Raw genomic sequence first — 25,123 nt, 5'->3', positions numbered from 1 at the left:
ATTCTAAATAGGTACTTCCATGTCGAGTAAGCTAGTACTGGTTCTTAACTGCGGTAGCTCTTCCTTAAAATTTGCTATCATCGACGCGACCAACGGTGAAGAACACCTCTCTGGTTTAGCCGAATGCTTCCATCTGCCGGAAGCCCGCATCAAATGGAAAATTGATGGTGGCAAACAGGAAGCAGCATTGGGTGCTGGTGCAGCACACAGCGAAGCACTGAATTTCATTGTTAATACTATTCTGGCACAAAAACCAGAGCTTTCTGCTCAACTGACAGCAATCGGTCACCGTATTGTACATGGCGGCGAGAAATTCACTGCATCAGCTATCGTTACCGACGAAGTTATTCAGGGTATCAAAGATTCTATCCCGTTTGCACCACTGCATAACCCTGCTCACCTGATCGGCATCGCTGAAGCATTGAAATCCTTCCCGAATCTGGCGGATAAAAATGTGGCCGTTTTCGACACTGCTTTCCATCAGACAATGCCGGAAGAATCTTATCTCTACGCCCTGCCGTACAGCTTATATAAAGATCACGGTATCCGTCGCTATGGCGCACACGGCACCAGCCACTTCTATGTGAGCCAAGAAGCCGCTAAAACCCTGAACAAACCCATGGATGAACTGAACGTTATCACCTGCCATTTGGGCAACGGTGGTTCAGTCACTGCGGTACGTAACGGTCAATGTGTTGATACCTCTATGGGTCTGACACCGCTGGAAGGTCTGGTGATGGGTACCCGCAGTGGTGATATCGACCCAGCTATCATTTTCCATCTGCATGATTCAATGGGGATGAGCGTTGATCAAATCAACAAGCTGCTGACCAAAGAATCGGGTCTGCTGGGCTTGACTGAAGTCACCAGTGACTGCCGTTATGTCGAAGATAACTACGAAACCAAAGCCGATGCACGCCGTGCCATGGATGTCTTCTGCCACCGTTTGGCAAAATACATTGGTGCTTACACCGCATTGATGGATGGCCGTCTGGATGCCGTTATCTTCACCGGTGGTATCGGTGAGAACGCTGCAATGGTACGTGAACTGACGTTGGACAAACTGGGCCTGTTGGGCTTTGAAATTGACCACGAACGTAACTTGGCAGCGCGCTTTGGTAAATCAGGCACCATCACTAAAGATGGCAGCCGTCTGGCGTTAGTGATCCCAACGAACGAAGAGTTGGTTATCGCACAAGACGCAGCGCGTCTAACTGCATAAACAGTATTTATTTACCTAAAGTAAATTTATATCCAAAGTAAATTTATATCTAAAGTAATTGGCGTTACAGGTAGGCAACTGGCGGATAAATCCCGATGAGCTTATCGTTAAATGTCGTCGTTCTACCGCCAAGGTCGTTCGACGACAGGTGAGCGATTCGGGTGAACGAACGCTGTTAATGACCCAGTAACGTCAAGGGCGAAGAATATACCTTAAAGAGGTTTAGCCGTGTCCCGTACAATAATGTTGATCCCTACCGGCACCAGCGTTGGTTTAACTAGCGTCAGCTTGGGTGTCATCCGCTCCATGGAACAAAAAGGTGTACGCCTGAGCGTATTCAAGCCAATCGCACAGCCACGTGCTGGCGGCGATGCACCTGACCAAACCACCACCATTATCCGCGCAAACTCCAGCATCACTGCTGCTGAGCCGCTGAACATGGGTTACGTGGAAACCTTGCTGAGTTCTAACCAGCAAGACGTGTTGATGGAAGAAATCGTTGCTCGCTATCACGAAAACACCAAAGACGCTGAAGTGGTGCTGGTTGAAGGTTTAGTCCCAACGCGCAAACATCAGTTTGCCAATGCGCTGAACTATGAAATCGCCAAAACCCTGAACGCAGAAATCGTGTTTGTGATTGCATTGGGTAATGATTCACCTGACCAACTGAAAGAGCGTATCGAACTGGCTCGCTCTAGCTTCGGTGGCAGCAAAAACAAAAACATCACCGGCGTTATCATTAACAAACTGAACGCGCCAGTTGATGATCAAGGCCGTACCCGCCCTGACCTGTCTGAAATCTTTGATGATTCCACTAAGGCCAGCGTGGCGAACATCGATCCAAAACAGCTATTTGCCAATAGTCCGCTGCCTGTTCTAGGCTGCGTGCCATGGAGCTTCGAGCTGATTGCAACTCGCGCTATTGATATGGCAAAGCACTTGAATGCCCGCATTATTAACGAAGGCGATATCAATACTCGCCGCGTGAAGTCGGTGACATTCTGCGCCCGCAGTATTCCGCATATGCTGGAACACTTCCGTCCAGGCTCTCTGTTGGTCACTTCCGCAGACCGCCCTGACGTATTGGTTTCTGCCTGTTTGGCCGCCATGAATGGCGTTGAGATTGGTGCCATCCTGCTGACTGGCGGTTATGACATTGATGACCGTATCAACAGCCTGTGTACTCGTGCTTTCCAAACTGGCCTGCCAGTCTTTATGGTTGATACCAACACTTGGCAGACTTCCCTGAGCCTGCAAAGTTTCAATCTGGAAGTCCCAGCCGATGACCATGAGCGTGTTGAGAAGCTGCAAAACTATGTTGCCAGCCATATCAGCAGCGAGTGGATTGACTCTCTGAGCGCCACATCTGAGCGTTCACGTCGTCTGTCTCCACCAGCATTCCGTTATGAGCTGACCGAGTTAGCACGTAAAGCCGGTAAGCGTATTGTCCTGCCAGAAGGCGATGAGCCACGTACCGTTAAAGCAGCGTCTATCTGTGCTGAACGTGGTATTGCGACCTGTGTGCTGCTGGGTAACCCAGAAGAGATCCAACGTGTGGCTGCCGCTCAAGGTGTTGAGTTAGGCAAAGGCGTTGAAATCATCGATCCGGTTGCTGTGCGTGAGCAATATGTTCCACGTTTGGTTGAGCTGCGTAAGAGCAAAGGCATGACCGAAGTGGTTGCGCGCGAACAACTGGAAGATAACGTGGTTCTCGGTACATTGATGCTGGAGAAAGGCGAAGTTGACGGTCTGGTTTCCGGTGCCGTTCATACCACCGCAAACACGATCCGCCCACCGCTACAGTTGATCAAAACCGCACCGGGCAGTTCATTGGTGTCGTCTGTGTTCTTCATGCTGCTGCCTGACCAAGTGCTGGTCTACGGTGACTGCGCGATCAACCCAGACCCAACGGCTGAGCAACTGTCTGAGATCGCGATTCAGTCCGCTGATTCTGCAGCAGCATTCGGTATCGAACCGCGTGTGGCGATGATCTCTTACTCGACCGGTAATTCCGGCGCGGGTAGCGATGTTGAGAAAGTACGTGAAGCGACTCGTCTGGCACAGGAAAAACGCCCAGATCTGATCATCGATGGTCCGTTGCAGTATGACGCGGCAATCATGGCAGATGTGGCTCAATCCAAAGCGCCAAATTCACCAGTGGCAGGTAAAGCGACCGTGTTCATCTTCCCTGACTTGAACACCGGTAACACCACCTATAAAGCGGTACAACGTTCTGCTGACCTGATTTCTATCGGGCCAATGCTGCAAGGCATGCGTAAGCCAGTTAACGACTTGTCCCGTGGCGCATTGGTTGACGATATCGTCTATACCGTGGCACTGACAGCGATTCAATCAGCTCAGGCTGACGCTTCTTAATCGACAGATTGAGAGGTTAAAACATCAACGCCAGCTCAGTGCTGGCGTTTTTATTTGTGCTAAAACTTAATCCATCGAGCGCACTCACAAAAAAACCGCCATAGAGGCGGTTTCTTTGCGCTGGTCCGGTAAGCGGCCATTCCAGCAGGGTTGTTGGCCTCTAAAAACAGCAACCAACATGACGCAAGTGCAACCCAGCCCACGCAGTTTGGGGGAGTTACTCTCCACTGTCAAGTATCTGCTAGAGGTACTTTAGTATACAATCGCGGCGGGCCTTTTCGCCGCCTTAAGCAAGCGGGCATCGGTTTGAGGAAAGGATATCCAATGACCGTAAAAGCAAGTGCAACCCAGCGCTTGTATTCACGGTAGTATCACCGATGGTGCTGGTGTGAAGCGGTCTGAGCATGGACCGCGCGATGAAACGATACTTTTGTATTGTGCTCGTTGTATTTGGTGCGTTGTTAACATCCGCTAGTGGGGGTTGGAGTATTTTCAACAACTCTATTACGGTCATAATCAACACATCAGGCAAGTAAGCTAGGTAACCGCCCTTCGGGGCGGTTTTCCTTCGCTATCAAGTACTTTGCCGCAATTCGAATTTATAGCTGAAACTCTGGCTTACCGGCTCATCCGCGTCGCTATCGTCATCATTCTCCAGTAAATCAATCAGCATCTTTCCCGCTTCTTTGCCCATCTTTTTATAATCAATGCGCATCGAGGTCAGTGTCGGGTGAGTTTGATCACAACTGTCTGAACCGTCCAAACAGGCTACCGCAATACCCGTGGGGATCTTTAATAGCCGCCGCTGACACTCAAATAGCACACCCAGTGCAACATCTTCATGACTACAGATCACTGCATCCAATTCAGGTTGGCGCAGTAGCATCTCCGTCAACGCATAACGGCCAAACTGTAAGCTGGCAGCCTCAGGTGTGGTGACGGTTTGATCCGCATTCTTATAATGTTCCAGCATCGCCTTATGCCAACCATTGAGCTGTTGACGTTGCAGACGGTTATCCATATGCGCGCCGATAAAACCGATATGCTGATAACCTTGCGCCAACAAGTGGCGACTCAACTCATAGGCAGACTCAAGAAAAGCGGCCTCCAACGTAATCTTCGCCCCCTTGAAATGAGAACCCACGACGTTGACCGTTGGGATATTCGCCCGTTCGAGGAGTTGATAGGTTTTATCTGCCAGTTGAGAGCCAAATATCACCACTGCTGCAGGATTACTTTGCAGCAACGTCATTAATATTTCGGTTTCTTTGTTCTGATTATATTCATGGCATCCCAACAGAAGCTGAAACTCATTTTTATTTAGAATCTGTTGTAACGACTGCATAAAGCGAGAGCTGGCTTTATCGGTTAACGAAGGGATTAAAACGGCAACGGTATCGCTGTGCCCTGACGCCAACGCACCAGCAGCACGGTTAGGGATATAGCCTAGCGCCTCAACCGCCTGCTCAATTTTCTCACGTAATTTGTCTGAAACCTGCTCCGGCGTTCGTAGCGCTCTGGAAACAGTCATCGACCCGACTCCGGCGTAATTCGCGACTTCCTGTAGTGTGACCCGCCCAGTATTACGGCGCTTACGCGGTTTTTCCATGCTCATTTCCTGCCTGATTAAAATGTCTCGCCGGATTAGATTTTCTGCGGGATGAGATTTTCTGCGGGATTCAAGTATGTCCCTTCCTCACGAGCTTCGACAATACATTACATTGTATAGGGCATATTGGACGACTGCCAAAGCAGATAGCGTGACAAATGATAGCGCTATCACAAATTTTGATAGCGCTATCAGGTAGCGCTATCAATTGAGACATCCATCACATTCACAACAGTGATAAATATCTACTCTCACGTTAACAGTCATCGGGAGTCATCAATATCATGTTAAAAACACTGTTAACGCCAGACGTCATTCAAGTGGTCAGCCAAGCAAAAGATTGGCGTGATGCCATTGCGATCTCATGTCAGCCACTCATTGATAATGGCTCAATTGAAGCTCGGTATGTCGAGGCGATTTATCGCTCCCATGAAGCCATCGGTCCTTATTATGTGGTCGGCCCAGGTATTGCCATGCCACATGCCCGACCTGAAGAAGGGGCAAACAAGCTCTCTCTGGCATTAACCGTGATTACTGAGGGTGTCACATTCAATGCTGAGGGTAACGATCCAGTAAAACTACTCATAGTGTTAGCGGCGACAGACAGTACTAGCCACATTGAGGCTATTTCTCAACTCGCTGAGTTGTTCGATAACGATAACGATGTACAAGCCTTACTTAATGCTAAAACGCAGCAGGATATTTTGTCCGTCATTGCACGTTACTAATCATGACATTAGGTTTGGAATTTATTTTTAAGGGGAAAGAAAATGAAAATCACAGTGGTTTGCGGTAACGGTTTAGGTACCAGCTTGATGATGGAAATGAGCATCAAAAGCATCCTGAAAGATCTCGGCGTCAGTGCGGAAGTGGATCATGTCGATCTGGGTTCAGCCAAAGGGACACCAAGTGATATTTACGTCGGCACCAAAGACATCGCCGAGCAATTGATTGCTCAGTCAGTGGGCGGAAAAATTGTTGCACTTGAAAACATGATCGATAAAAAAGCCATGAAAGAACGTTTGTCTGTGGCATTAACCGAATTAGGCGCGCTGTAACGGGAGGGTGGCATGGATTTCTTTCGCTTTTTAATGAGTGATGTTCTTTCCGAACCCGCAGTACTGGTCGGTCTGATCGCTTTAATCGGTTTAATCGCCCAGAAAAAACCAGTGACCGAGTGCATTAAAGGCACCGTTAAAACCATCATGGGTTTTGTCATTTTGGGTGCTGGTGCAGGTCTGGTGGTTTCTTCTCTGGGTGATTTTGCCAATATCTTCCAGCACGCTTTCGGGATTCAAGGTGTAGTGCCGAATAACGAAGCGATTGTTTCTGTGGCGCAGAAGAGTTTTGGTAAAGAAATGGCGATGATTATGTTCTTCGCCATGGTGATCAACATTCTGATTGCCCGCTTTACGCCGTGGAAATTTATCTTCCTGACCGGTCACCACACGCTGTTTATGTCGATGATGGTTGCCGTGATTCTGGCTACCGCTGGCATCAGTGGTGTGACGCTGATTGTGATTGGTTCGCTGGTGGTTGGGGTTGCGATGGTGTTCTTCCCAGCCATTGCCCACCCATACATGAAAAAGGTCACGGGTTCTGATGACGTGGCAATTGGCCATTTCTCTACCCTATCCTATGTATTAGCCGGCTTTATCGGCAGCAAGTTTGGTAATAAAGAACATTCAACCGAAGACATGAATGTGCCGAAAAGCCTGCTGTTCTTGCGTGATACACCGGTCGCTATCTCCTTTACCATGTGTATCATTTTCATCGTGACCTGTTTGTTTGCAGGGCCAGAAGTGGTGAAAAGCCTGAGCGGCGGCAAAAACTGGTTTATGTTCTCACTGATGCAATCCATTACCTTTGCTGCGGGTGTGTACATCATCCTGCAAGGTGTGCGAATGGTTATTGCTGAGATTGTTCCCGCGTTTAAAGGGATTTCCGACAAGTTAGTCCCTAACGCGAAACCGGCGCTAGATTGCCCAGTTGTCTTCCCATACGCACCCAATGCCGTATTGGTTGGTTTCTTGAGCAGCTTTGCCGCAGGTCTGATCGGGATGTTCGCGCTGTATTTGATGAATATGACCGTGATTATCCCAGGCGTTGTTCCTCACTTCTTCGTCGGTGCAGCCGCAGGGGTGTTTGGTAATGCCACCGGTGGACGCCGTGGTGCGATTCTCGGTGCATTCGCTCAAGGCTTGCTGATTACCTTCCTGCCAGTGTTCCTGCTGCCAGTGCTGGGCGATATCGGTTTTGCCAATACCACATTCAGCGACGCTGATTTTGGTGCTCTGGGTATCTTGCTGGGTATTATTGTCAGGTAATCAGTGAGATAGAAGTTAGCGCGCGGATAGACGCTAGAAAGCGGATAAACACGAGAAAGCGGCCCCCACATTTAGGTTGTTATCCTAGATTGGGGGGCCGCTTTATTTATTGATATCAGTGTTTATGGATATCAGTGTTTAAGGATATCAATGTTTGTTGATAGGGCTGCAGCGACGAGCATTCAATTTTTGCGGTTAAACGACACACTTTTTATCTGCGCATACACCCACTGACCCGGTTTCAACCCCAACTCATCACGCGCCCAAGGGGTAATTCTCGCCCATAGCCATTGATCGCCAATCGCAAGTTTGACATCAACCTGCCCATCAACCTCGAGGCATTCGGCAATTTTTACGGGCAAAATATTACGGATACTGCTGTTTTGAGCCGGCTGTAAAACCAACGAAACATCCGCAGCGTTGATGCGAATACGCATTGAGTCACCTTCTTGCGCATCCAGCTTGCCCACCCACAAACGTTGATCGGCTAATGCCAGTGCGGTCATGGCGTAGCGATCATGATGACCAATCACGCTGACCCGTAAGATGCTGCTCGGCTCCTCACGCTGTAACCAAGGTCGTAGCGCACTGCTGGCCCACACCTCTTCTAGGCCGCCAACAGCACGAACCTTACCGGCATCCATCACCACCACTTGATCAGCCAACTGGAGAATCTCATCCATGCTATGGCTAACATATAAAATTGGGGTGTTCACATCTTGCGCCAACCGTTCTAGATAAGGTAACAATTCACGTTTGCGTGGCAGATCCAGCGAGGCTAGAGGCTCATCCATCAATAACAATTCAGGTGCCGTTAACAGTGCTCGACCAATGGCAACCCGCTGTTTTTCGCCGCCAGACAGCGTAAGCGGAAAGCGCCCTAACAGCGGTTCGATACCCAGTAAACCGACGATAGTATCAAACTGTCCCCGCATGGAAGCCGCCATGCCATATTGTAAGTTGCCGCGCACCCGATAATGGGGGAACAGGCGCGCATCCTGGAAAACATACCCGACGCGACGCTTTTCCGGTGGCAGGTAGATTTGCTTATCAACATCCACCAGCACCCGATCATTGAGTATGACTTTGCCTTGCTGCGGACGCGTGAGACCGCCAATCACATTAATCAGCGATGTCTTACCCGCACCGGATAAGCCAAAAATAGCGGTGATACCTTGCGCCGGTAGATCAGTGGTCACCTGTAAATGCAAATCACCTAGCTGCTGAGTAAAATCAAGCTTTAGCATGGGACCCCCATGCGCTTTTTACCCCAACGGGCTAACCACTCGGAGAGCAAGAGAGAAACCAACGACAGAATAATGGCAATCACGCACAATCGCGCCGCGGCGGCTTCAGCACCGGGCGTTTCAATCAGCGTATACATCGCCAGCGGGATGGTGCGGGTTTCTCCGGGGATATTGGAAACGAAGGTAATGGTCGCACCAAATTCACCCAAGGAACGAGCAAACGAGAGCACAGTACCGGCAATCACACCCGGTAAAGAGAGCGGTAATGTAATGGTGAAAAATACCCGCCACGGATTTGCACCCAGTGTACGGGCAGCCAGCTCCAAGCGAGTATCGACGGCTTCTAACGCCAAACGAATAGCCCGAACCATCAGCGGGAAAGCAACCACCGCCGAAGCTAAGGCCGCACCACGCCAGCTAAAACTGAAATTGATACCAAACCAGCTATACAGCCATTCGCCAATAAAACCACGCCGCCCCATGCTGATCAGCAGTAAATAACCAATCACCACTGGTGGTAACACCAGTGGCAAGTGAATAACACTGTCTAGCAATGACTTACCGGGGAAACGACAGCGCACTAACACCCATGCCATTAAAATACCTAACGGCAAACTGCACGCCACCGCCACACCAGAAACCTTCAGGCTAAGAATAATGGCCTGCCACTCATACTCACTCAATATCATTAGCGTGGGGTAAATCCATAATTTTTGAAAATAGTCGCCGCAGCAGGGCTTTTCAGATAATCGTAAAAAGCACTGACGGTCGGATTTTCATGGCCCTTAACAATCGCCATTGGGTATTCAACCGGCTTATGGCTATCTTCCGGGAACACCCCCACAACTTTAACTTTTTTACTGGCTATGGCATCTGAACCATAAACAATACCCAGCGGAGCTTCTGCTCGCTCGACCAGCGCCATTGCGCTACGCACGTTATTCGCACGCGCCATTTCTGGGGCTAAAGTTGACCAGGCACCTAAATTCTCCAGCGACTCTTTAGCATAAATTCCCGCAGGAACATGGTCTGGATCCCCGACCGCTAACCGGCCACCGTCTAACAATTTTTTCCAGTCGGTTTTTTTATCGATATCGACTTTATCAATTTTACTGTCTTGTGGCGCGATCAATACTAATTCGTTGCCTAACAAGGTGTAACGAGTATTGGCAGCAATCTGCTGTTTATCAATAGCATAATCCATCCATTGCTGATCCGCTGAGATAAACAGATCGGCTGGCGCGCCCTGCTCAATCTGACGCGCCAATGTGGACGATGAGGCAAAAGACACGACCACATCAACTTGCTTCTCTTTTTTATACTGTGCGCTGATGTCTTGCAGTGCATTGGTCAACGAGGCCGCCGCAAAGACAGTGATATTCTCTGCTGCAAACGCCGTACTGGAAAATGCAGCAAGCAGTGCCGCACTCACCATCCATTTATTCACTTTACCATATTGATTTTTCATGTTGTTCTCCGCATTAATGAGGTCGCTATATAAATGGAAATATAACGCAACATCACAAAGCGGTCATGCAATTTATCGGCAAGTTGTGAGTTAACTTAAGTTGCGGCAAGACGATAAAGAAGAAAAAGGAAGGAAAAATGCAGGAGAGACGAAAATAGCCAGCGCTTTTATACGCTGGCTATTTAGAAATCAGATTAAGAGCGTTCTTTGGTGTGGCCTGTTTTGGAGATGATGTTAAACACCTCACCCAGCCCATAGATCATGCCCAAAATCACGGCCATTACCACGGGCACCATGACCACGGCAAAGACCAGACTTTTCAATAGTTCTAACATGCTAGCCTCTCATTGCTGCTGATTACGCGATAACTTACGTTAACACAATAATTGCCATCTATCATTTACTGTAATTTATATCAGCAATGAATGAATCTTGTTATTTTAACTAACAGCAAAAAAATGTAACCTGCCAAACGTGCGATCTGTCTGCAAACAGGCAGTTAGAGCACAAATAGCCTTTCGCGCTGGAGCCAAAAATCATGCAGGCAGAAATTCTCCTCACCTTAAAACTTCAGCAACGACTTTTTGCTGACCCCCGTCGTATTGCATTGCTAAAGCAAATACAGCACACCGGTTCTATCAGTCAGGGAGCAAAGCTCGCCGGTATTAGTTATAAGAGCGCTTGGGATGCCATCAATGAAATGAACACGTTGGCTGAGGAAACATTGGTGGAACGCGCCACAGGGGGGAAAGGCGGAGGCGGTGCACACCTGACACGTTACGGCGAACGCTTAATCCAACTCTATGATTTGCTGGCAAAGATTCAACAAAAAGCCTTTGATACATTGAAGGATGATTCACTGCCCCTCGATAGCCTATTAGCGGCTATTTCTCGCTTCTCGCTGCAAACCAGCGCTCGCAATCAATTTTTCGGCACCATTATTGAACGCGACCACCAGCAGGTTCAACAACACGTCAATATTCTGCTTTCAGACGGTAAAACGCGGTTATCAGCAGCGCTGACCCAACAGAGTGCCGACCGCCTGCAACTTTCAGCAGGCAAAGAAGTATTAGCGCTGATTAAAGCACCTTGGGTAAAACTGATTACTGATCAAGCACTGTCGGGGGCAGCAGATAATGCCCTACCGGGGACCGTGACCAGCATTGAACCGGGTAGTGATCACAGCGAAGTCATTGTGACGCTCGCCGGAGGCACCACACTGTGTTCGACACAAAATAATAATGAGCTGCACCAACTAAATTTACGGGTAGGGAGTGCTGTTATTGCCCAGTTCAATGCTGATCGCGTCATTATTGCGACACTTTGCTAAATCATTCTGCTCAGTGATTAACGGCGAGTAAAGGGTTTACGTATTGACATCGCCCCCTTTTCCGCTTATCCCTACCACACTAATTATGTTGCATAATGCGGGAAGAGTGATGGCTGAGTTGCATATATCGCAAGGTTGTTTTCGCCTGAGTGACACACGGACACTCAATGTACCTTCACTATCCATTTCAAGTAGTGATAACAAATCGCCACATGGACAACCACAATCAGGGGAAAGCTGGGCTTTCGTCGGTGCGAATGGCAGCGGAAAGTCCGCGCTGGCTAAAGCATTATCTGGCGAACTGACCTTGCTGACTGGCATACGCCAGAGTGATTTTCTCCGTACCGTGCGTTTGTCGTTTGAGCAACTGCAACAGTTAGTCAGTGAAGAGTGGCAGCGCAATAATACCGATCTACTCAGCGCGGATGAAGATGATACGGGACGCACCACCGCTGAAATCATTCAAGAAGAAGTTCGCCATCCGCAGCGTTGCCAAGACTTAGCCACTCAATTTGGTATCAGCCACTTACTCTCGCGCCGGTTTAAATACCTTTCCACCGGAGAAACCCGCAAGACACTGTTATGCCAAGCCTTGATGTCGCAACCGGACCTGCTGATTCTGGATGAGCCTTTTGATGGGCTGGATGTTGCCGCCCGTATCCAACTCGCCACCATGCTATCGACGCTTTCGACGCAAGGCGTCACGCTGATTCTGGTGCTGAATCGCTTTGACGACATTCCTGATTTTGTGCAGTTTGTCGGCGTGCTGGCAGACTGTCATTTGACGCATACTGGCCCAAGGGAACACATCCTATCCGAAGCCCTGATAGCTCAACTGGCGCACAGTGAAAATCTGGATGGGTTATCACTACCCGAAACGGAACACCCACAGCAACAGGTTCAATTACCAAAAGATAGCCCACTGATTATCTTGCGTAATGGCGTGGTGGAATACAATGACCGCCCCATCTTGCACAATCTGAGTTGGCAAGTGAACCCTAGTGAACACTGGCAAATTATCGGCCAAAATGGTGCGGGTAAATCGACCTTACTCAGCCTGATTACTGGCGATCATCCCCAAGGCTACAGCAATGATTTGACGTTATTTGGCCGCCGCCGTGGCAGTGGTGAAACGATTTGGGATATCAAACGCCATATAGGCTATGTCAGTAGTAGCCTGCATCTGGACTATCGCGTCAGCGCCAGCCTGCGTAGCGTCATTTTGTCCGGTTTTTTTGATTCGATTGGTATTTATCAGGCTGTATCGGATCGTCAGCAACAGTTGGCTGATGAATGGCTGGCACTATTAGGCTTTTCGACTGTTACCGCTAATCAACCGTTCCACAGCTTATCTTGGGGGCAACAACGGCTAGCATTGATTGCGCGGGCGTTGGTTAAGCACCCTGCACTCTTGATTTTAGATGAGCCTTTGCAGGGCTTGGACCCGCTTAACCGATTGTTAGTCAGACGTTTTATTGATGTCATGATCAGTGAGGGAGAGACGCAGCTTTTGTTTGTTTCCCACCATGCGGAAGATGCACCACAGTGCATTACCCATCGTTTAACTTTTATCCCTGAGAAAGAAATTTATCGCTATCATCAGGAGGTATTACCTCGTTAGCTTACGATGGGGTTGCTGACTCACTCACGTTGCAGCCCAGCGAGTCAATTGTACTGCTGGGCAATATTGTCAGGGGTCGGTTATGGTACTATTTTCACCGTCAGCCATTATCCGTATCGGTGCTGGAGACTGACTTATTTTTGGGTTGAACATGATTCAACTCTTCATCAGGATTTTTACCCAGCAAATTTCAAGCAGCCAATATCTGCATGTTGAATGATGGGAATACAATAAAGGGATTAATTATGTGGGGTATTCTTGCGGCTTCACTGCTTTTTCTATCGGTTAACCGAGTACTTGCCCTGTTCCTCTTGGCCACCTCATTGGTGATTGCCTTTTATCATGGTGTCATGACACTCCCGTCAGCGGCCTTCTTACTACTCACACTGATCATTGCGTTATTACTGAACAAATACCGCGCTCAAAAGTGGCTGGCTGCGGGGCTAGAACTATTACTGGTCGTGGCTTCAATCGCCCTGTTCCTTCATTTGGTGCCAGGTTTTAACAACCTGAAAGTATTGGATAAAGTGACTGTTGGACCACTGAGCCCACTATTTAGTATGTACTACAATCTGGATAAGGCACTGATTCCCTTTATCTTACTCGCTTGTCTCCCAACCTTGTTTGTCGCCCACCGTCACCCATCAATCAGTCGAATGGGTTGGGCTGGATTAGTTGTTAGCGTACCGGCATTGCTGCTGCTGGCGGTCGCTTTGGGCGGCTTAAAAATTGAATTGCACACCCCTACTTGGATTGGTTCTTTCGTTATCGCCAATATCTTTTTTGTCAGCTTGGCGGAAGAAGCATTATTTCGTGGCTATTTGCAGCAACGTTTAAGCCAATGGGTAGGTAGCTATCCAGCCCTTTTCATCACCGCACTGCTCTTTGGTGCCGCGCATTTTGCTGGCGGCACCTTACTGATGATATTCGCCGCGTTAGCGGGCGTCATTTACGGTTTGGCATGGCTATGGAGTGGCCGCTTATGGGTGGCAGTCGCCTTCCATTTCGCACTGAACTTAATGCATTTGCTGTTCTTCACTTATCCGCTTTATTTACCGAGCTAGCCTTGGCTAACTGTGTGTGAACCACGATCCCAATGCAGGTATCGACCACTGCATTGGGATCGTACATTTCAGGCAGGACATTCCTGCTGGATTGATGGATGAGAACGCTACCACTTCAGTTATCAATGCCATGCCCGAGATTTTTGAGATTTTTTATCTATCCTGATTCATTCGGCTGTCTTTATGCTCCGACAGAGAATAAATTGGGATAAAATTGAGTGTAAACGATTCCATTATTGAGCTTAGATCACCTTTTTGCTGATAATGGCATGCTATCTTTCTTAGACCAAAGTGATTCGAGGAGTCTTACATGTACGTTCTGGTAACAGGTGGTAGCGGTTACATTGGCAGCCACACTTGTGTGCAATTAATTGAAGCAGGCTACAAGCCGGTTATCCTCGATAATCTTTGCAACAGCAAAGCAAGCGTATTAGCTAGGATAAATAGCCTGACGGGCTACACGCCTGAACTTTATCAGGGCGATATCCGCGATCGTGCGTTACTCGATAAAATCTTTGCAGAACATTCTATCCATGCCGTCATCCATTTTGCGGGCTTAAAAGCCGTGGGCGAATCGGTCGCTAAGCCGTTGGAATATTACAACAACAATGTCTACGGCACCTTAGTGCTCTTGGAAGCCATGCGTGCCGCGCAGGTGAAGAATTTTATCTTTAGCTCATCTGCTACTGTTTATGGCGATCAACCCCAAATCCCTTACGTTGAAAGTTTCCCGACGGGCTCCCCCTCTAGCCCCTATGGCCGTAGCAAATTGATGGTTGAGCAAATATTGCAAGATGTGCAGTTGGCAGACCCCGAATGGAATATGACGATCTTGCGTTATTTCAATCCGGTCGGTGCGCATCCATCTGGCCTGATGGGTGAAGACCCACAAGGTATCCCGAATAACCTGATGCCTTTTATTGCCCAAGTCGCCGTCGGTCGTCGTGAATCTCTGGCGATATTCGGTAATGACTACCCCACCCCTGATGGTACTGGCGTGCGTGATTACATTCATGTCGTCGATTTGGCTGATGGCCATGTCGCGGCGATGAAACAACTGCACAATCAGCCGGGTGTGCATATTTTCAATCTGGGTGCAGGTATTGGTAGCAGTGTTTTACAAGTGGTCGAGGCGTTCACCAAAGCCTGTGGCAAACCACTGGCTTACCATTTTGCTCCACGTCGCGATGGCGATTTACCGGCTTATTGGGCCGATTCAAGCAAAGCGGCTGAACAACTGGGTTGGCGCACTCACCGAACACTCGATGAAATGGCAGCCGATACTTGGCGCTGGCAATCAAACAATCCTCAGGGTTATCCCGACTAAGGCACTGTATGACTGATTTTAACCCTGTGGATCATCCACACCGTAGATATAACCCACTAAGCGATCAGTGGGTGCTGGTCTCACCTCATCGGGCCAAGCGCCCATGGCAAGGCCAGCAAGAAGCACCGGCGACGGACAGTTTACCTGCCCATGATCCTGACTGTTTCTTATGCCCCGGTAATACGCGAGTGACGGGTGATGTTAATCCTGACTACCCGTCTACCTATGTCTTTACCAATGACTTTGCCGCGCTGATGCCAGATACCCCTGATGCGCCGCAAAGCGAAGATCCTTTGATGCGCAGTCAAAGTGCTCGTGGCACGAGCCGAGTGATTTGCTTCTCGCCCGATCACAGTAAAACACTGCCACAACTGACATTGCCCGCATTAGAAGACGTGATTCAGACATGGCAACAACAGAGTGCTGAGTTGGGCAAAATTTATCCGTGGGTTCAGGTTTTTGAGAATAAAGGCGCAGCGATGGGCTGCTCGAACCCTCACCCTCATGGCCAAATTTGGGCTAACAGTTTCTTGCCTAATGAAGCTGCGCGGGAAGACCGTTTACAGCGAGATTATTTTCACCAGCATCAGTCGCCCATGTTACTCGATTATGTCGAACGTGAGTGCCGTGATGGCAGCAGAACAGTGGTAGAAACCGAGCACTGGTTAGCCGTTGTCCCCTACTGGGCAGCGTGGCCATTCGAAACGTTATTATTACCAAAGGCGCATGTATTGCGCTTAGAAGACATGTCAGCCGCACAACACGTTGATCTGGCTATCGCGCTGAAAAAACTCACCAGCCGCTATGACAATTTATTCTCGTGCTCCTTCCCCTATTCGATGGGGTGGCATGGTGCGCCCTATAGCCCATCTGGCACAGATCACGGCGAACATGGCACGAATAGCAGCCATGACCAAGCGCATTGGCAACTACATGCGCACTTTTATCCTCCATTATTACGCTCTGCGTCAGTGCGCAAATTTATGGTGGGTTATGAAATGCTGGCTGAAACCCAGCGCGACCTTACAGCAGAACAGGCGGCTGAACTCCTGCGGGCGGTCAGTGATGTTCATTATCGAGAAGCCGGAGTCAAATAATGAGTTTAAAACCGCATACCCAGGCCATTTTCCGCCAAGAATTCAACCATGACGCTGAGATCACAATCAAAGCGCCGGGCCGCGTCAATCTCATTGGTGAACATACCGATTATAACGATGGTTTTGTGCTGCCCTGTGCCATTGATTATGAAACAGTGATCAGTTGTAGCAAGCGTGATGATCGTCAGATTCGTGTGGTTGCGGCTGATTATGAAAACCAGCAAGATATATTCTCACTTGATGAACCTATTGTTCCGCACCCTGAATACCGTTGGGCTGATTACGTGCGTGGCGTGGTGAAACATTTGCAACTTCGCAACGCTGATTTTGGCGGCGCAGATATGGTCATTAGCGGCAATGTGCCGCAGGGTGCGGGCCTCAGCTCATCGGCATCGTTGGAAGTCGCGGTAGGCCAAGCGCTGCAATCACTCTACCAATTACCCCTCAGCGGTGTTGAACTGGCCTTGAATGGGCAAGAAGCCGAGAACCAATTTGTCGGCTGTAACTGCGGCATTATGGACCAGTTGATTTCAGCGCTTGGGAAACAAGACCATGCGCTATTAATTGATTGTCGCACGCTTGAAACGCGCGCGGTGTCGATGCCCGCCAATGTTGCAGTCGTGATCATTAACTCCAATGTGAAACGGGGCTTGGTCGATAGCGAGTACAACACTCGCCGCCAGCAATGCGAAACCGCAGCCCGCTTCTTTGGTGTCAAAGCATTACGCGACGTCGATCCTAACCTGTTCTTCTCTATTCAAGATGAATTGGATCCCGTTGTGGCTAAACGCGCGCGTCATGTCATCACTGAAAATGAACGGACGCTAGCCGCCGCTGATGCACTGGCTACTGGTGACCTGAAATTGATGGGACAACTGATGCAGGAGTCTCATATTTCAATGCGAGATGATTTCGAGATCACAGTTCCACCGATAGATAGCTTGGTGGATATTGTGAAATCAGTGATTGGGGAGCAAGGTGGTGTGCGTATGACTGGCGGTGGTTTTGGTGGCTGTATTGTTGCCCTAATGCCCACGTCGCTGGTTGAGCAAGTTCGAGCGACCGTTGCGCGAGAATATCCTGCCTTTAGCGGTGGCAGAACAGAAACCTTCTACGTCTGTCAGGCTTCACAAGGAGCGGGTTTATGCTGAAAAACGACGCTGCATTGCCAAGCAGTGTTGACCAGTTAGCACCAGATGGTCACCCCTTTGAATTGACCGAATTGCACAATAAATCAGGCATGAGCGTGACGCTAATGGACTGGGGTGCAACTTGGCTGTCTGCGATATTGCCACTGAAAGAGGGTGAAAAGCGCGAACTACTGTTAGGTTGCCAAACGCCGGCGGACTATTTACATCAAGCGGCCTACCTTGGCGCTACCGTGGGCCGCTACGCTAATAGAATCGCTAACGCACAAATCACTGTGGACGGTGAAACCCTTCATTTGATACCTAATCAAGGCCCAAACCAACTTCATGGCGGCCCTGAAGGGTTCCATGCCCGTCGCTGGCAAAAAGTTAAGCAGGATGAAAAGCAGGTGACCTATCAACTTCATTCACCTGATGGGGATCAGGGCTTCCCCGGCAATCTGACTGCTGAAGTCCAGTACCTGCTAACCGAAGATAATCGATTAGAGATTCACTATCAGGCGCAGGTGGATAAAACTTGCCCAGTGAATCTCACCAATCATGCTTATTTCAACCTTGATGGTGAAGGGCACGATGTTAGAGCACATCGTTTACAGTTGTTCGCTGACCGGTATTTACCTGTCGATAGCGAAGGCATCCCCACCGGTGGGCTCGCTAATGTTGAAAAAACCGGTATGGACTTTCGCCAAGCGAAAACACTGGCACGCGATTTCTTGCAAGACCGTTGCCAGCAACGCGTGAAAGGCTATGACCACGCTTATTTGCTGCACCGAACTTGTGGTGCGACGGAAAGCCCTGCAGCGCATCTGTGGTCATCCGATAATCGCGTACAAATGAGTGTCTACACCACGGCCCCTGCATTACAGCTATACAGTGGCAATTTCCTAGGCGGCACGCCGTCGCGAAATGGCGGAACTTACGCCAGCTATACCGGTGTTGCGCTGGAAAGTGAATTTCTACCCGATAGCCCTAACCATCCTGAATGGCCGCAACCCGATTGTTGGTTAAAACCGGGAAAAATTTACCGCGCCACGACTGTTTATCATTTTATCGCCCTGTAACTTTTTTTATAAGCGGCCGCCGACTACGCTTAATAACATCTGTCAGGCGGCCGTCCGCTGCTGTTGCCTGCCCTTTCAGACGCCAATCTTGTCTCTATGAACAGTGAATAAAGGGAACTCTTATGCGTCTAACGACCTTATGGTTACTCTCAGCAAGCTTATTGCTGGGCGCTAATGCCATCGCGGCTGACACGGCTAAAACCCCCTCACCCGCCCAAGCAGCACAACAACAAAAAATGACCGATTGTAATAAGCAGGCCGCCGCAAAATCGCTGAAAGGAGATGAGCGCAAGGCGTTTATGAGCCAGTGTTTGAAAGCACAACCTGCGCCAGATGAAAAAGCGTTAACGCCGCAGCAGCAAAAAATGAAGAATTGTAACGCCGAAGCGGCCACCAAGGCGTTAAAAGGCGATGAGCGTAAAACCTTTATGAGTACCTGCCTGAAAAAAGCCGCCTAACGTCCTCGAGTCGCGCTCACGCCTATGATTCCAAGGACGGAATCGATTCAACTAAAGCCTTACGTGACCTTAAAAAATTGGCTATGGTTAAACACAAACGATTGCTGTTAGCGGCAATCCCGCAATATAATGATAATAGTTATCATTGAATCATTTGAGGAGTTCGAACTATGGCAGTAACAAAGCTGGTTCTGGTACGTCACGGCGAAAGTCAATGGAACAACGAAAACCGCTTCACCGGTTGGTATGACGTTGATTTGTCTGAAAAAGGTCGTACTGAAGCAAAAGCAGCGGGCAAGCTGTTAAAAGATGAAGGCTTCGCTTTTGATTTCGCCTACACCTCTGTGCTCAAACGCGCTATCCACACCCTGTGGAGCATTCTGGATGAGTTAGATCAAGCTTGGCTGCCAACAGAGAAAACGTGGAAGCTGAATGAGCGCCATTACGGCGCACTGCAAGGTTTGGATAAATCAGAAACTGCGGCCAAATATGGTGATGACCAAGTTAAATTGTGGCGTCGTGGCTTTGCCATCACCCCGCCAGCACTGGACAAAAGTGATGAGCGCTTCCCAGGTCATGATCCACGTTATGCAAAATTAACCGATGCCGAGCTGCCAACGACTGAAAGCCTCGCGCTGACCATCGATCGTGTTATCCCTTACTGGGAAGAAGTTATTAAGCCACGTATCGCGAGCGGCGAGCGCGTTATCATTGCGGCTCACGGTAACTCTTTGCGTGCTTTGGTAAAATATCTGGATAACCTGAACGAAGACGAAATTCTTGAACTGAACATCCCGACTGGCGTGCCATTGGTGTATGAGTTTGATGAAAACTTCAAACCAATCAAACACTATTATCTGGGCAACGCTGAAGAAATCGCTGCGAAAGCCGCGGCGGTCGCTAATCAGGGTAAAGCAAAATAATCATTCCTGATTAACACCATAAAAAAACCCCGTACATTTTGGATGACGGGGTTTTTTATTGGCTGGCTTAGTTATTTATCGGCTTAGCGCATTGACCAGTTTAGCTCGCGATTAACTACGGCGAGCTTTCACCGCATTGGATAGCTGACGCAGTAAGACTTCCGTATCTTCCCAACCGATACAGGCATCGGTCACACTTTTGCCGTAAGTCAGGGGTTCGCCACTTTCTAGATTTTGGTTACCTTCCACCAGATGACTTTCAATCATCACACCCATAATGGCTTTTTCGCCTTGGGCAATTTGGCGACAAACATCCGTCCCCACATCCATTTGCTTTTTGAATTGCTTACTGCTGTTAGCATGGCTGAAATCAATCATGATCTGCGGTTCAAGACCCGCTTTGCTCAGCCCTTCTTTCACAGCAGCAACGTGCGCGCTGCTGTAGTTAGGTTCTTTACCGCCACGCAGAATGATATGACAATCGTCGTTGCCCGCAGTATTCACAATTGCGGAGTGACCCCATTTGGTCACTGACAGGAAGCAATGTGGTGCACTGGCAGCATTAATAGCGTCGATAGCCACTTTGATCGTGCCATCAGTGCCGTTTTTAAATCCAACAGGGCAAGATAGACCAGAAGCCAGTTCACGGTGAACCTGCGATTCGGTGGTACGAGCACCAATGGCCCCCCAACTCATCAGGTCAGCCAAATATTGCGGGGTAATCATATCCAAAAATTCACCCGCCGCCGGTAAGCCACTCTCGTTGATATCGAGCAACAACTTACGTGCGATACGTAAACCGTCATTGATGTCATAGCTGCCATCCATGTGCGGATCGTTAATCAACCCTTTCCAGCCAACCGTGGTACGCGGTTTTTCAAAATAAACTCGCATCACTACTTCTAGCTCACCTTGCAGCTCTTCACGCAGGGACAATAAACGGGTCGCGTACTCTTTCGCCGCCTGAGTATCATGAATTGAGCATGGGCCAATCACCACCAATAGGCGGTCATCATTAGCTTGCAAAATATTGTGAATCGCTGTGCGGGTCTTGGATACCGTCTCTGCCGCATTTTTGCTGGCGGGAAACTTCTCTAACAGGGCAACAGGGGGCAGGAGTTCCTTAATTTCATTAATTCGTAGATCATCATTCAGGTAATTCATAGTTCTTCCATTAAGTCTGGTATCAGTCATCGCACAACATTTATCTAAACCAATCTAACGGCTGAATTGAACGCTGTAAATCTACTTTTACAGATTAGGCATTCCGCGCAGATAAACGCCAATCTGGATGCCTCGATTTTAGGAGGCAAAAGAGCGAAGTTGGAAGCAGCCAAGGAGAAGCAGTGTGAAGAGGTGTGGTTATGGTATCCACTATAATGCATATCAATTTATTGAATAAAACCCAATCAGCGTTAACATAAATAAAAGCAGTAAAAATGATCGAACAGGTGATAACAGCGATTTCATAGATTGATTTCTGAGACAAAGGATAAACATGGCTGCCCCTTCATTTCACCTTCCACAAGATAGCAATAGCAAACGCCTGCTGATCGCTTTTGTGGTCACGACCCTGTTCATGGTGATCGAAGCCATTGGTGGTTGGCTATCGGGCTCGCTAGCCTTATTGGCTGATGCTGGGCACATGCTGACGGATTCTGCCGCATTATTTATTGCGTTGATTGCCGTGCATTTTTCGCAACGAAAGCCTGATTCTCGCCATACTTTTGGGTATTTACGGCTCACGACACTAGCCGCTTTTGTGAATGCCGCAGCATTAGTGCTGATCGTCATATTGATTGTCTGGGAAGCCGTCCAACGCTTCGTCTCTCCCCATGAAGTCATGGGGACTCCGATGTTAATCATCGCCATTGCTGGGTTAGTCGCGAATATATTTTGCTTCTGGATACTTCACCGTGGCGAAGAAGAAAAGAATATCAATGTGCGTGCGGCGGCTTTACACGTATTGGGCGATTTATTGGGTTCTGTCGGGGCGATCATTGCCGCTATCGTCATTCTCACGACCGGTTGGACGCCAATCGACCCTATCTTATCCGTGTTAGTTTCGGTGTTGGTGCTGCGCAGCGCTTGGCGACTACTAAAAGAGAGTTTCCACGAGTTGTTGGAAGGGGCACCGCAAGAGATTGATATCGCCAAACTGAGAAAAAGTTTGTGTGCTGACATTTATGAAGTGAGGGATGTTCATCACGTACATTTATGGCAAGTCGGCAACCAACGCGTGATGACGCTCCATGTTCAGGTCATTCCCCCAAGGGATAATGATGAATTGCTGCAACGTATTCAGCATCATTTATTGCACCACTACAATATTGGCCATGCCACCATTCAAATGGAGTATCAAGCCTGTGAAACGCCAGATTGCGTGATTAATCAGGCTGCACCAGCAGGTGACCACCACCACCATCATCACTAGCCATCATCATCACGCACCAGAAATAACCAGGCCGCAATAAAGGATCATGCGGCCTGATACTTGCTTATCGTAACAGCGATTGAATCTGAATATTACTCGCTTTGAGCTGACAGCGGGCGTGAATGATTCCGCGCAGCGCTCCTTATCCACAACCAAGATCCGTTCAGGGCAATTAGCGTCAGTAAGACATATTCCAGCGCCATCGCGTAAACGCCTTGATAGGCGAAAATAGCAACGCTGATGACATCGATCACCACCCAAATCAGCCAGTTTTCAACGTATTTACGCGTCATCAGAATCATTGCCACAATGGACAAGACCATCATTGTGGAATCCCAGAACGGGAAAGCGTCAGGTTGCAGTTCAGGCATTTGCACATTCGCCCCCAAACCCTGCATCACGTTGACCGCAACTCGAGTTAACCACGCAAAAACAGTATCAATATGCAGAGTCATTAAGGTGATACCGACGACACAAACCGCTGCCCACCCCAAAGCTTTGGGTAAAGATAACCAGCGAATCTTCAATTCAGCTTGGTTGTCAGGCGTTTGCTTGCTCCAAGCATACCAGCCGTAAATATTAGCGACAAAAAAGAACAGTTGTAGCAGCAAACTGGCATAAAGCTGGATCTGGAAGAAAATGACCGCAAACAAAGTGACGTTAATCAAACCAAACAGATAGTTAATGATTTTCTCTTTGCTGGCGAACCAAATACACAGCAACCCAAACAGAGTCCCTATTGCCTCTATCCAAGAAAGATCATAACCACCAGCCCCCAGCGGGATATGCACCAAAATATTGCTAGTACTCAAAAAATCCATCTGACAATCCTTTTCACTGCTATCTTTCAAGTTGCCGCTATAGAAGCCGCCCCGGTATTGTTGTCATTCAAATCACTAAATTAGCCTAGATGCGTCGTGGATATCGTGCCAATGACCACTCAGGCATTACCCTTAATCTGTAACTTCAACTGGTCAGCAAAATCTAGCATGCGATTTAACGGTATCAGCGCCTGCTGACGCAATTCTTCATCAACATGTATCTCATGCATCATTCCACCCTGCTCTAGCCCTTCAGCGATAGCTCTGAGGCCATTCATCGCCATCCACGGACAATGAGCACATGTTCGGCATGCGGCACCTTCACCTGCCGTCGGTGCTTCAAATAACTCTTTATCAGGACAAGCCTGCTGCATTTTGTAAAAAATGCCCCGATCTGTCGCCACAATTAACTTCTTCTGCGGTAGTGTTTTTGCCGCCTGAATGAGCTGGCTCGTTGAACCAACAGCATCGGCCATGTCGACGATTGCCTGTGGAGACTCTGGGTGGACCAACACAGCGGCGTCAGGATGTAATGCTTTCATGCGGGTCAGTGCTTGGGTTTTAAACTCATCATGGACGATACAGGCCCCCTGCCAACACAAGATATCAGCGCCACTCTTCTTCTGGACGTAATTGCCCAGATGGCGATCTGGCGCCCAGATGATTTTTTCACCTAAGCTATCGAGATGTTCGATAAGTTCGACCGCAATACTGGATGTCACCACCCAGTCTGCTCTGGCTTTGACTGCTGCTGAGGTATTCGCGTAAACCACCACGGTGCGATCTGGGTGGCTATCACAGAAGGCTGCAAACTCATCAATCGGGCAACCTAAATCCAGCGAGCACTCCGCATTTAGCGTGGGCATAAGCACTTGTTTCTCTGGATTGAGAATTTTAGCTGTCTCGCCCATAAAACGCACACCCGCGACCAATAAGGTGGAAGCAGGATGCTTATTACCAAACCTCGCCATTTCAAGGGAGTCAGCAACACAACCACCGGTCTCTTCTGCTAGCGCTTGAATTTCGGGGTCAGTATAATAGTGAGCGACTAACACCGCGTCGCGTTGCTTCAGCAGTGTTTTGATTTTCTCACGGTAGAAGGCTTTTTCATCCTCATCCAAAGGAACTGGCCGTGGAGGGAATGGATATATAGCCGCATTCACATCAAATGTTTCACTCATCGCTCACATCTCTGTTGCCAATTATTTCGACGTCACCAACCATTGTTGACGGCCAGCAAAATTGGTTTGTTTTTTATCCTAAACAAAATAACCAATATTTAGCCAAAAGTCGCTCAAAATTGTCTGATAATGGCGAAAATGTTTAATAGAGTTAAAATTTAGGATTATAAATGGAGTGAGTTCGAAATGTCAGAAGATGATAGGAGCGAGTTTAGTGGTGAAGAGACAGAGGAATAGCTCGAACGGCGACCCATTGGTTAAGAGTCAATTGTTCTACTTGAGTGCTAGTTGCAGGATAGTTCTGGGGACTTGATATAATGGTGGATTGTGCGGGATGACTCATCCTTCGGATTCGCCCTTCGGGTCAACGCTGGCGCGTTTCGCTCGGCTCGAACCTTTAACCAATTGA

General features: G+C 48.7%; 23 protein-coding genes. 15 read left to right on the top strand and 8 right to left on the bottom strand.

Going from position 1 to position 25,123, the window contains the following annotated elements:
- Positions 1-19: 19 nt before the first annotated feature.
- Together ackA and pta are read left to right on the top strand one after the other, a co-directional pair.
- A complete protein-coding gene (gene ackA / locus BN68_RS01145) occupies positions 20-1,222 on the top strand; it encodes an acetate kinase (RefSeq protein WP_019209313.1) in 1,203 nt (400 codons plus the stop codon).
- Positions 1,223-1,465: 243 nt separating this feature from the next.
- Entirely contained in the window at positions 1,466-3,598 is a 2,133-nt protein-coding gene (gene pta, locus BN68_RS01140; protein ID WP_019209312.1) for a phosphate acetyltransferase, read from the top strand.
- A 574-nt stretch (positions 3,599-4,172) separates the two neighbouring features.
- Here pta and BN68_RS01135 read toward each other — a convergent pair.
- Positions 4,173-5,207, bottom strand: coding sequence for a LacI family DNA-binding transcriptional regulator (locus BN68_RS01135; RefSeq protein WP_042806353.1), 1,035 nt, complete (start codon positions 5,205-5,207; stop codon positions 4,173-4,175).
- 284 nt (positions 5,208-5,491) lie between these two features.
- Between BN68_RS01135 and BN68_RS01130 the strand changes: the two genes are divergently transcribed.
- Genes BN68_RS01130 through BN68_RS01120 form a run of 3 tightly spaced genes read left to right on the top strand, consistent with a single transcriptional unit; the run spans position 5,492 to position 7,534 of the window.
- Complete coding sequence (locus BN68_RS01130) at positions 5,492-5,935, top strand: PTS sugar transporter subunit IIA (protein ID WP_019209310.1); 444 nt, start codon at positions 5,492-5,494, stop codon at positions 5,933-5,935.
- 42 nt (positions 5,936-5,977) lie between these two features.
- A complete protein-coding gene (locus BN68_RS01125; protein ID WP_019209309.1) occupies positions 5,978-6,265 on the top strand; it encodes a PTS sugar transporter subunit IIB in 288 nt (95 codons plus the stop codon).
- A 12-nt stretch (positions 6,266-6,277) separates the two neighbouring features.
- The gene (locus tag BN68_RS01120; protein WP_005277900.1) at positions 6,278-7,534 is read left to right on the top strand and encodes a PTS ascorbate transporter subunit IIC; all 1,257 of its coding nucleotides are present in this window, start codon (positions 6,278-6,280) and stop codon (positions 7,532-7,534) included.
- 182 nt (positions 7,535-7,716) lie between these two features.
- Here the strand turns inward: BN68_RS01120 and modC are convergent, their stop codons facing one another.
- From modC to BN68_RS01100, 4 genes are all read right to left on the bottom strand, one after another.
- Positions 7,717-8,781, bottom strand: a complete 1,065-nt coding sequence (modC, locus tag BN68_RS01115; RefSeq protein WP_019209308.1) for a molybdenum ABC transporter ATP-binding protein ModC — start codon at positions 8,779-8,781, stop codon at positions 7,717-7,719.
- Positions 8,775-9,470, bottom strand: a complete 696-nt coding sequence (modB, locus tag BN68_RS01110; protein WP_019209307.1) for a molybdate ABC transporter permease subunit — start codon at positions 9,468-9,470, stop codon at positions 8,775-8,777. Before modB ends, modC begins: the two co-directional genes overlap by 7 nt.
- Positions 9,470-10,249 carry a molybdate ABC transporter substrate-binding protein gene (gene modA / locus BN68_RS01105; protein ID WP_019209306.1) on the bottom strand — a complete coding sequence of 260 codons (780 nt, stop codon included), beginning with the start codon at positions 10,247-10,249 and terminating at the stop codon, positions 9,470-9,472. The genes modB and modA overlap by 1 nt, the downstream gene beginning before the upstream one ends.
- A 194-nt stretch (positions 10,250-10,443) precedes the next feature.
- A complete protein-coding gene (locus BN68_RS01100) occupies positions 10,444-10,584 on the bottom strand; it encodes an AcrZ family multidrug efflux pump-associated protein (RefSeq protein WP_004877266.1) in 141 nt (46 codons plus the stop codon).
- Positions 10,585-10,787: 203 nt separating this feature from the next.
- Between BN68_RS01100 and modE the strand changes: the two genes are divergently transcribed.
- The 9 genes from modE (at position 10,788) to gpmA (ending at position 20,278) form a co-directional block, all read left to right on the top strand.
- Positions 10,788-11,579, top strand: a complete 792-nt coding sequence (gene modE / locus BN68_RS01095; protein ID WP_019209305.1) for a molybdenum-dependent transcriptional regulator — start codon at positions 10,788-10,790, stop codon at positions 11,577-11,579.
- Between the two features lie 109 nt (positions 11,580-11,688).
- Complete coding sequence (gene modF / locus BN68_RS01090) at positions 11,689-13,200, top strand: molybdate ABC transporter ATP-binding protein ModF (protein ID WP_019209304.1); 1,512 nt, start codon at positions 11,689-11,691, stop codon at positions 13,198-13,200.
- Positions 13,201-13,445: 245 nt separating this feature from the next.
- Positions 13,446-14,264, top strand: coding sequence for a CPBP family intramembrane glutamic endopeptidase (locus tag BN68_RS01085; protein WP_019209303.1), 819 nt, complete (start codon positions 13,446-13,448; stop codon positions 14,262-14,264).
- A 310-nt stretch (positions 14,265-14,574) separates the two neighbouring features.
- Positions 14,575-15,591 (top strand): UDP-glucose 4-epimerase GalE, encoded by a 1,017-nt coding sequence (gene galE / locus BN68_RS01080; RefSeq protein WP_019209302.1) that lies wholly within the window; start codon positions 14,575-14,577, stop codon positions 15,589-15,591.
- An 8-nt stretch (positions 15,592-15,599) separates the two neighbouring features.
- Positions 15,600-16,688 carry a galactose-1-phosphate uridylyltransferase gene (gene galT / locus BN68_RS01075; RefSeq protein ID WP_019209301.1) on the top strand — a complete coding sequence of 363 codons (1,089 nt, stop codon included), beginning with the start codon at positions 15,600-15,602 and terminating at the stop codon, positions 16,686-16,688.
- A complete protein-coding gene (gene galK, locus BN68_RS01070; RefSeq protein WP_019209300.1) occupies positions 16,688-17,839 on the top strand; it encodes a galactokinase in 1,152 nt (383 codons plus the stop codon). Before galT ends, galK begins: the two co-directional genes overlap by 1 nt.
- Positions 17,833-18,897: a galactose-1-epimerase gene (gene galM / locus BN68_RS01065; RefSeq protein ID WP_019209299.1), complete on the top strand. Its 1,065-nt coding sequence runs from the start codon at positions 17,833-17,835 to the stop codon at positions 18,895-18,897. Before galK ends, galM begins: the two co-directional genes overlap by 7 nt.
- 122 nt (positions 18,898-19,019) lie before the next feature.
- A complete protein-coding gene (locus BN68_RS01060) occupies positions 19,020-19,355 on the top strand; it encodes a PsiF family protein (protein WP_019209298.1) in 336 nt (111 codons plus the stop codon).
- A 170-nt stretch (positions 19,356-19,525) separates the two neighbouring features.
- Entirely contained in the window at positions 19,526-20,278 is a 753-nt protein-coding gene (gpmA, locus tag BN68_RS01055) for a 2,3-diphosphoglycerate-dependent phosphoglycerate mutase (protein ID WP_019209297.1), read from the top strand.
- Between the two features lie 111 nt (positions 20,279-20,389).
- Here gpmA and aroG read toward each other — a convergent pair whose 3' ends face one another.
- Positions 20,390-21,442, bottom strand: coding sequence for a 3-deoxy-7-phosphoheptulonate synthase AroG (aroG, locus tag BN68_RS01050; RefSeq protein ID WP_019209296.1), 1,053 nt, complete (start codon positions 21,440-21,442; stop codon positions 20,390-20,392).
- Positions 21,443-21,776: 334 nt separating this feature from the next.
- On the opposite strand from aroG, the gene zitB reads away from it, so the two are divergent.
- Positions 21,777-22,712 carry a CDF family zinc transporter ZitB gene (zitB, locus tag BN68_RS01045; protein ID WP_019209295.1) on the top strand — a complete coding sequence of 312 codons (936 nt, stop codon included), beginning with the start codon at positions 21,777-21,779 and terminating at the stop codon, positions 22,710-22,712.
- Between the two features lie 92 nt (positions 22,713-22,804).
- Here zitB and pnuC read toward each other — a convergent pair whose 3' ends face one another.
- Together pnuC and nadA are read right to left on the bottom strand one after the other, a co-directional pair.
- The gene (pnuC, locus tag BN68_RS01040; RefSeq protein WP_019209294.1) at positions 22,805-23,533 is read right to left on the bottom strand and encodes a nicotinamide riboside transporter PnuC; all 729 of its coding nucleotides are present in this window, start codon (positions 23,531-23,533) and stop codon (positions 22,805-22,807) included.
- Between the two features lie 119 nt (positions 23,534-23,652).
- Positions 23,653-24,714, bottom strand: coding sequence for a quinolinate synthase NadA (gene nadA / locus BN68_RS01035; RefSeq protein WP_019209293.1), 1,062 nt, complete (start codon positions 24,712-24,714; stop codon positions 23,653-23,655).
- Positions 24,715-25,123 lie beyond the last annotated feature (409 nt).

Source organism: Yersinia massiliensis CCUG 53443, assembly GCF_000312485.1.
Taxonomy (GTDB): Bacteria; Pseudomonadota; Gammaproteobacteria; order Enterobacterales; family Enterobacteriaceae; genus Yersinia; species Yersinia massiliensis.
This window is presented reverse-complemented; position numbering and strand designations above follow the sequence as displayed.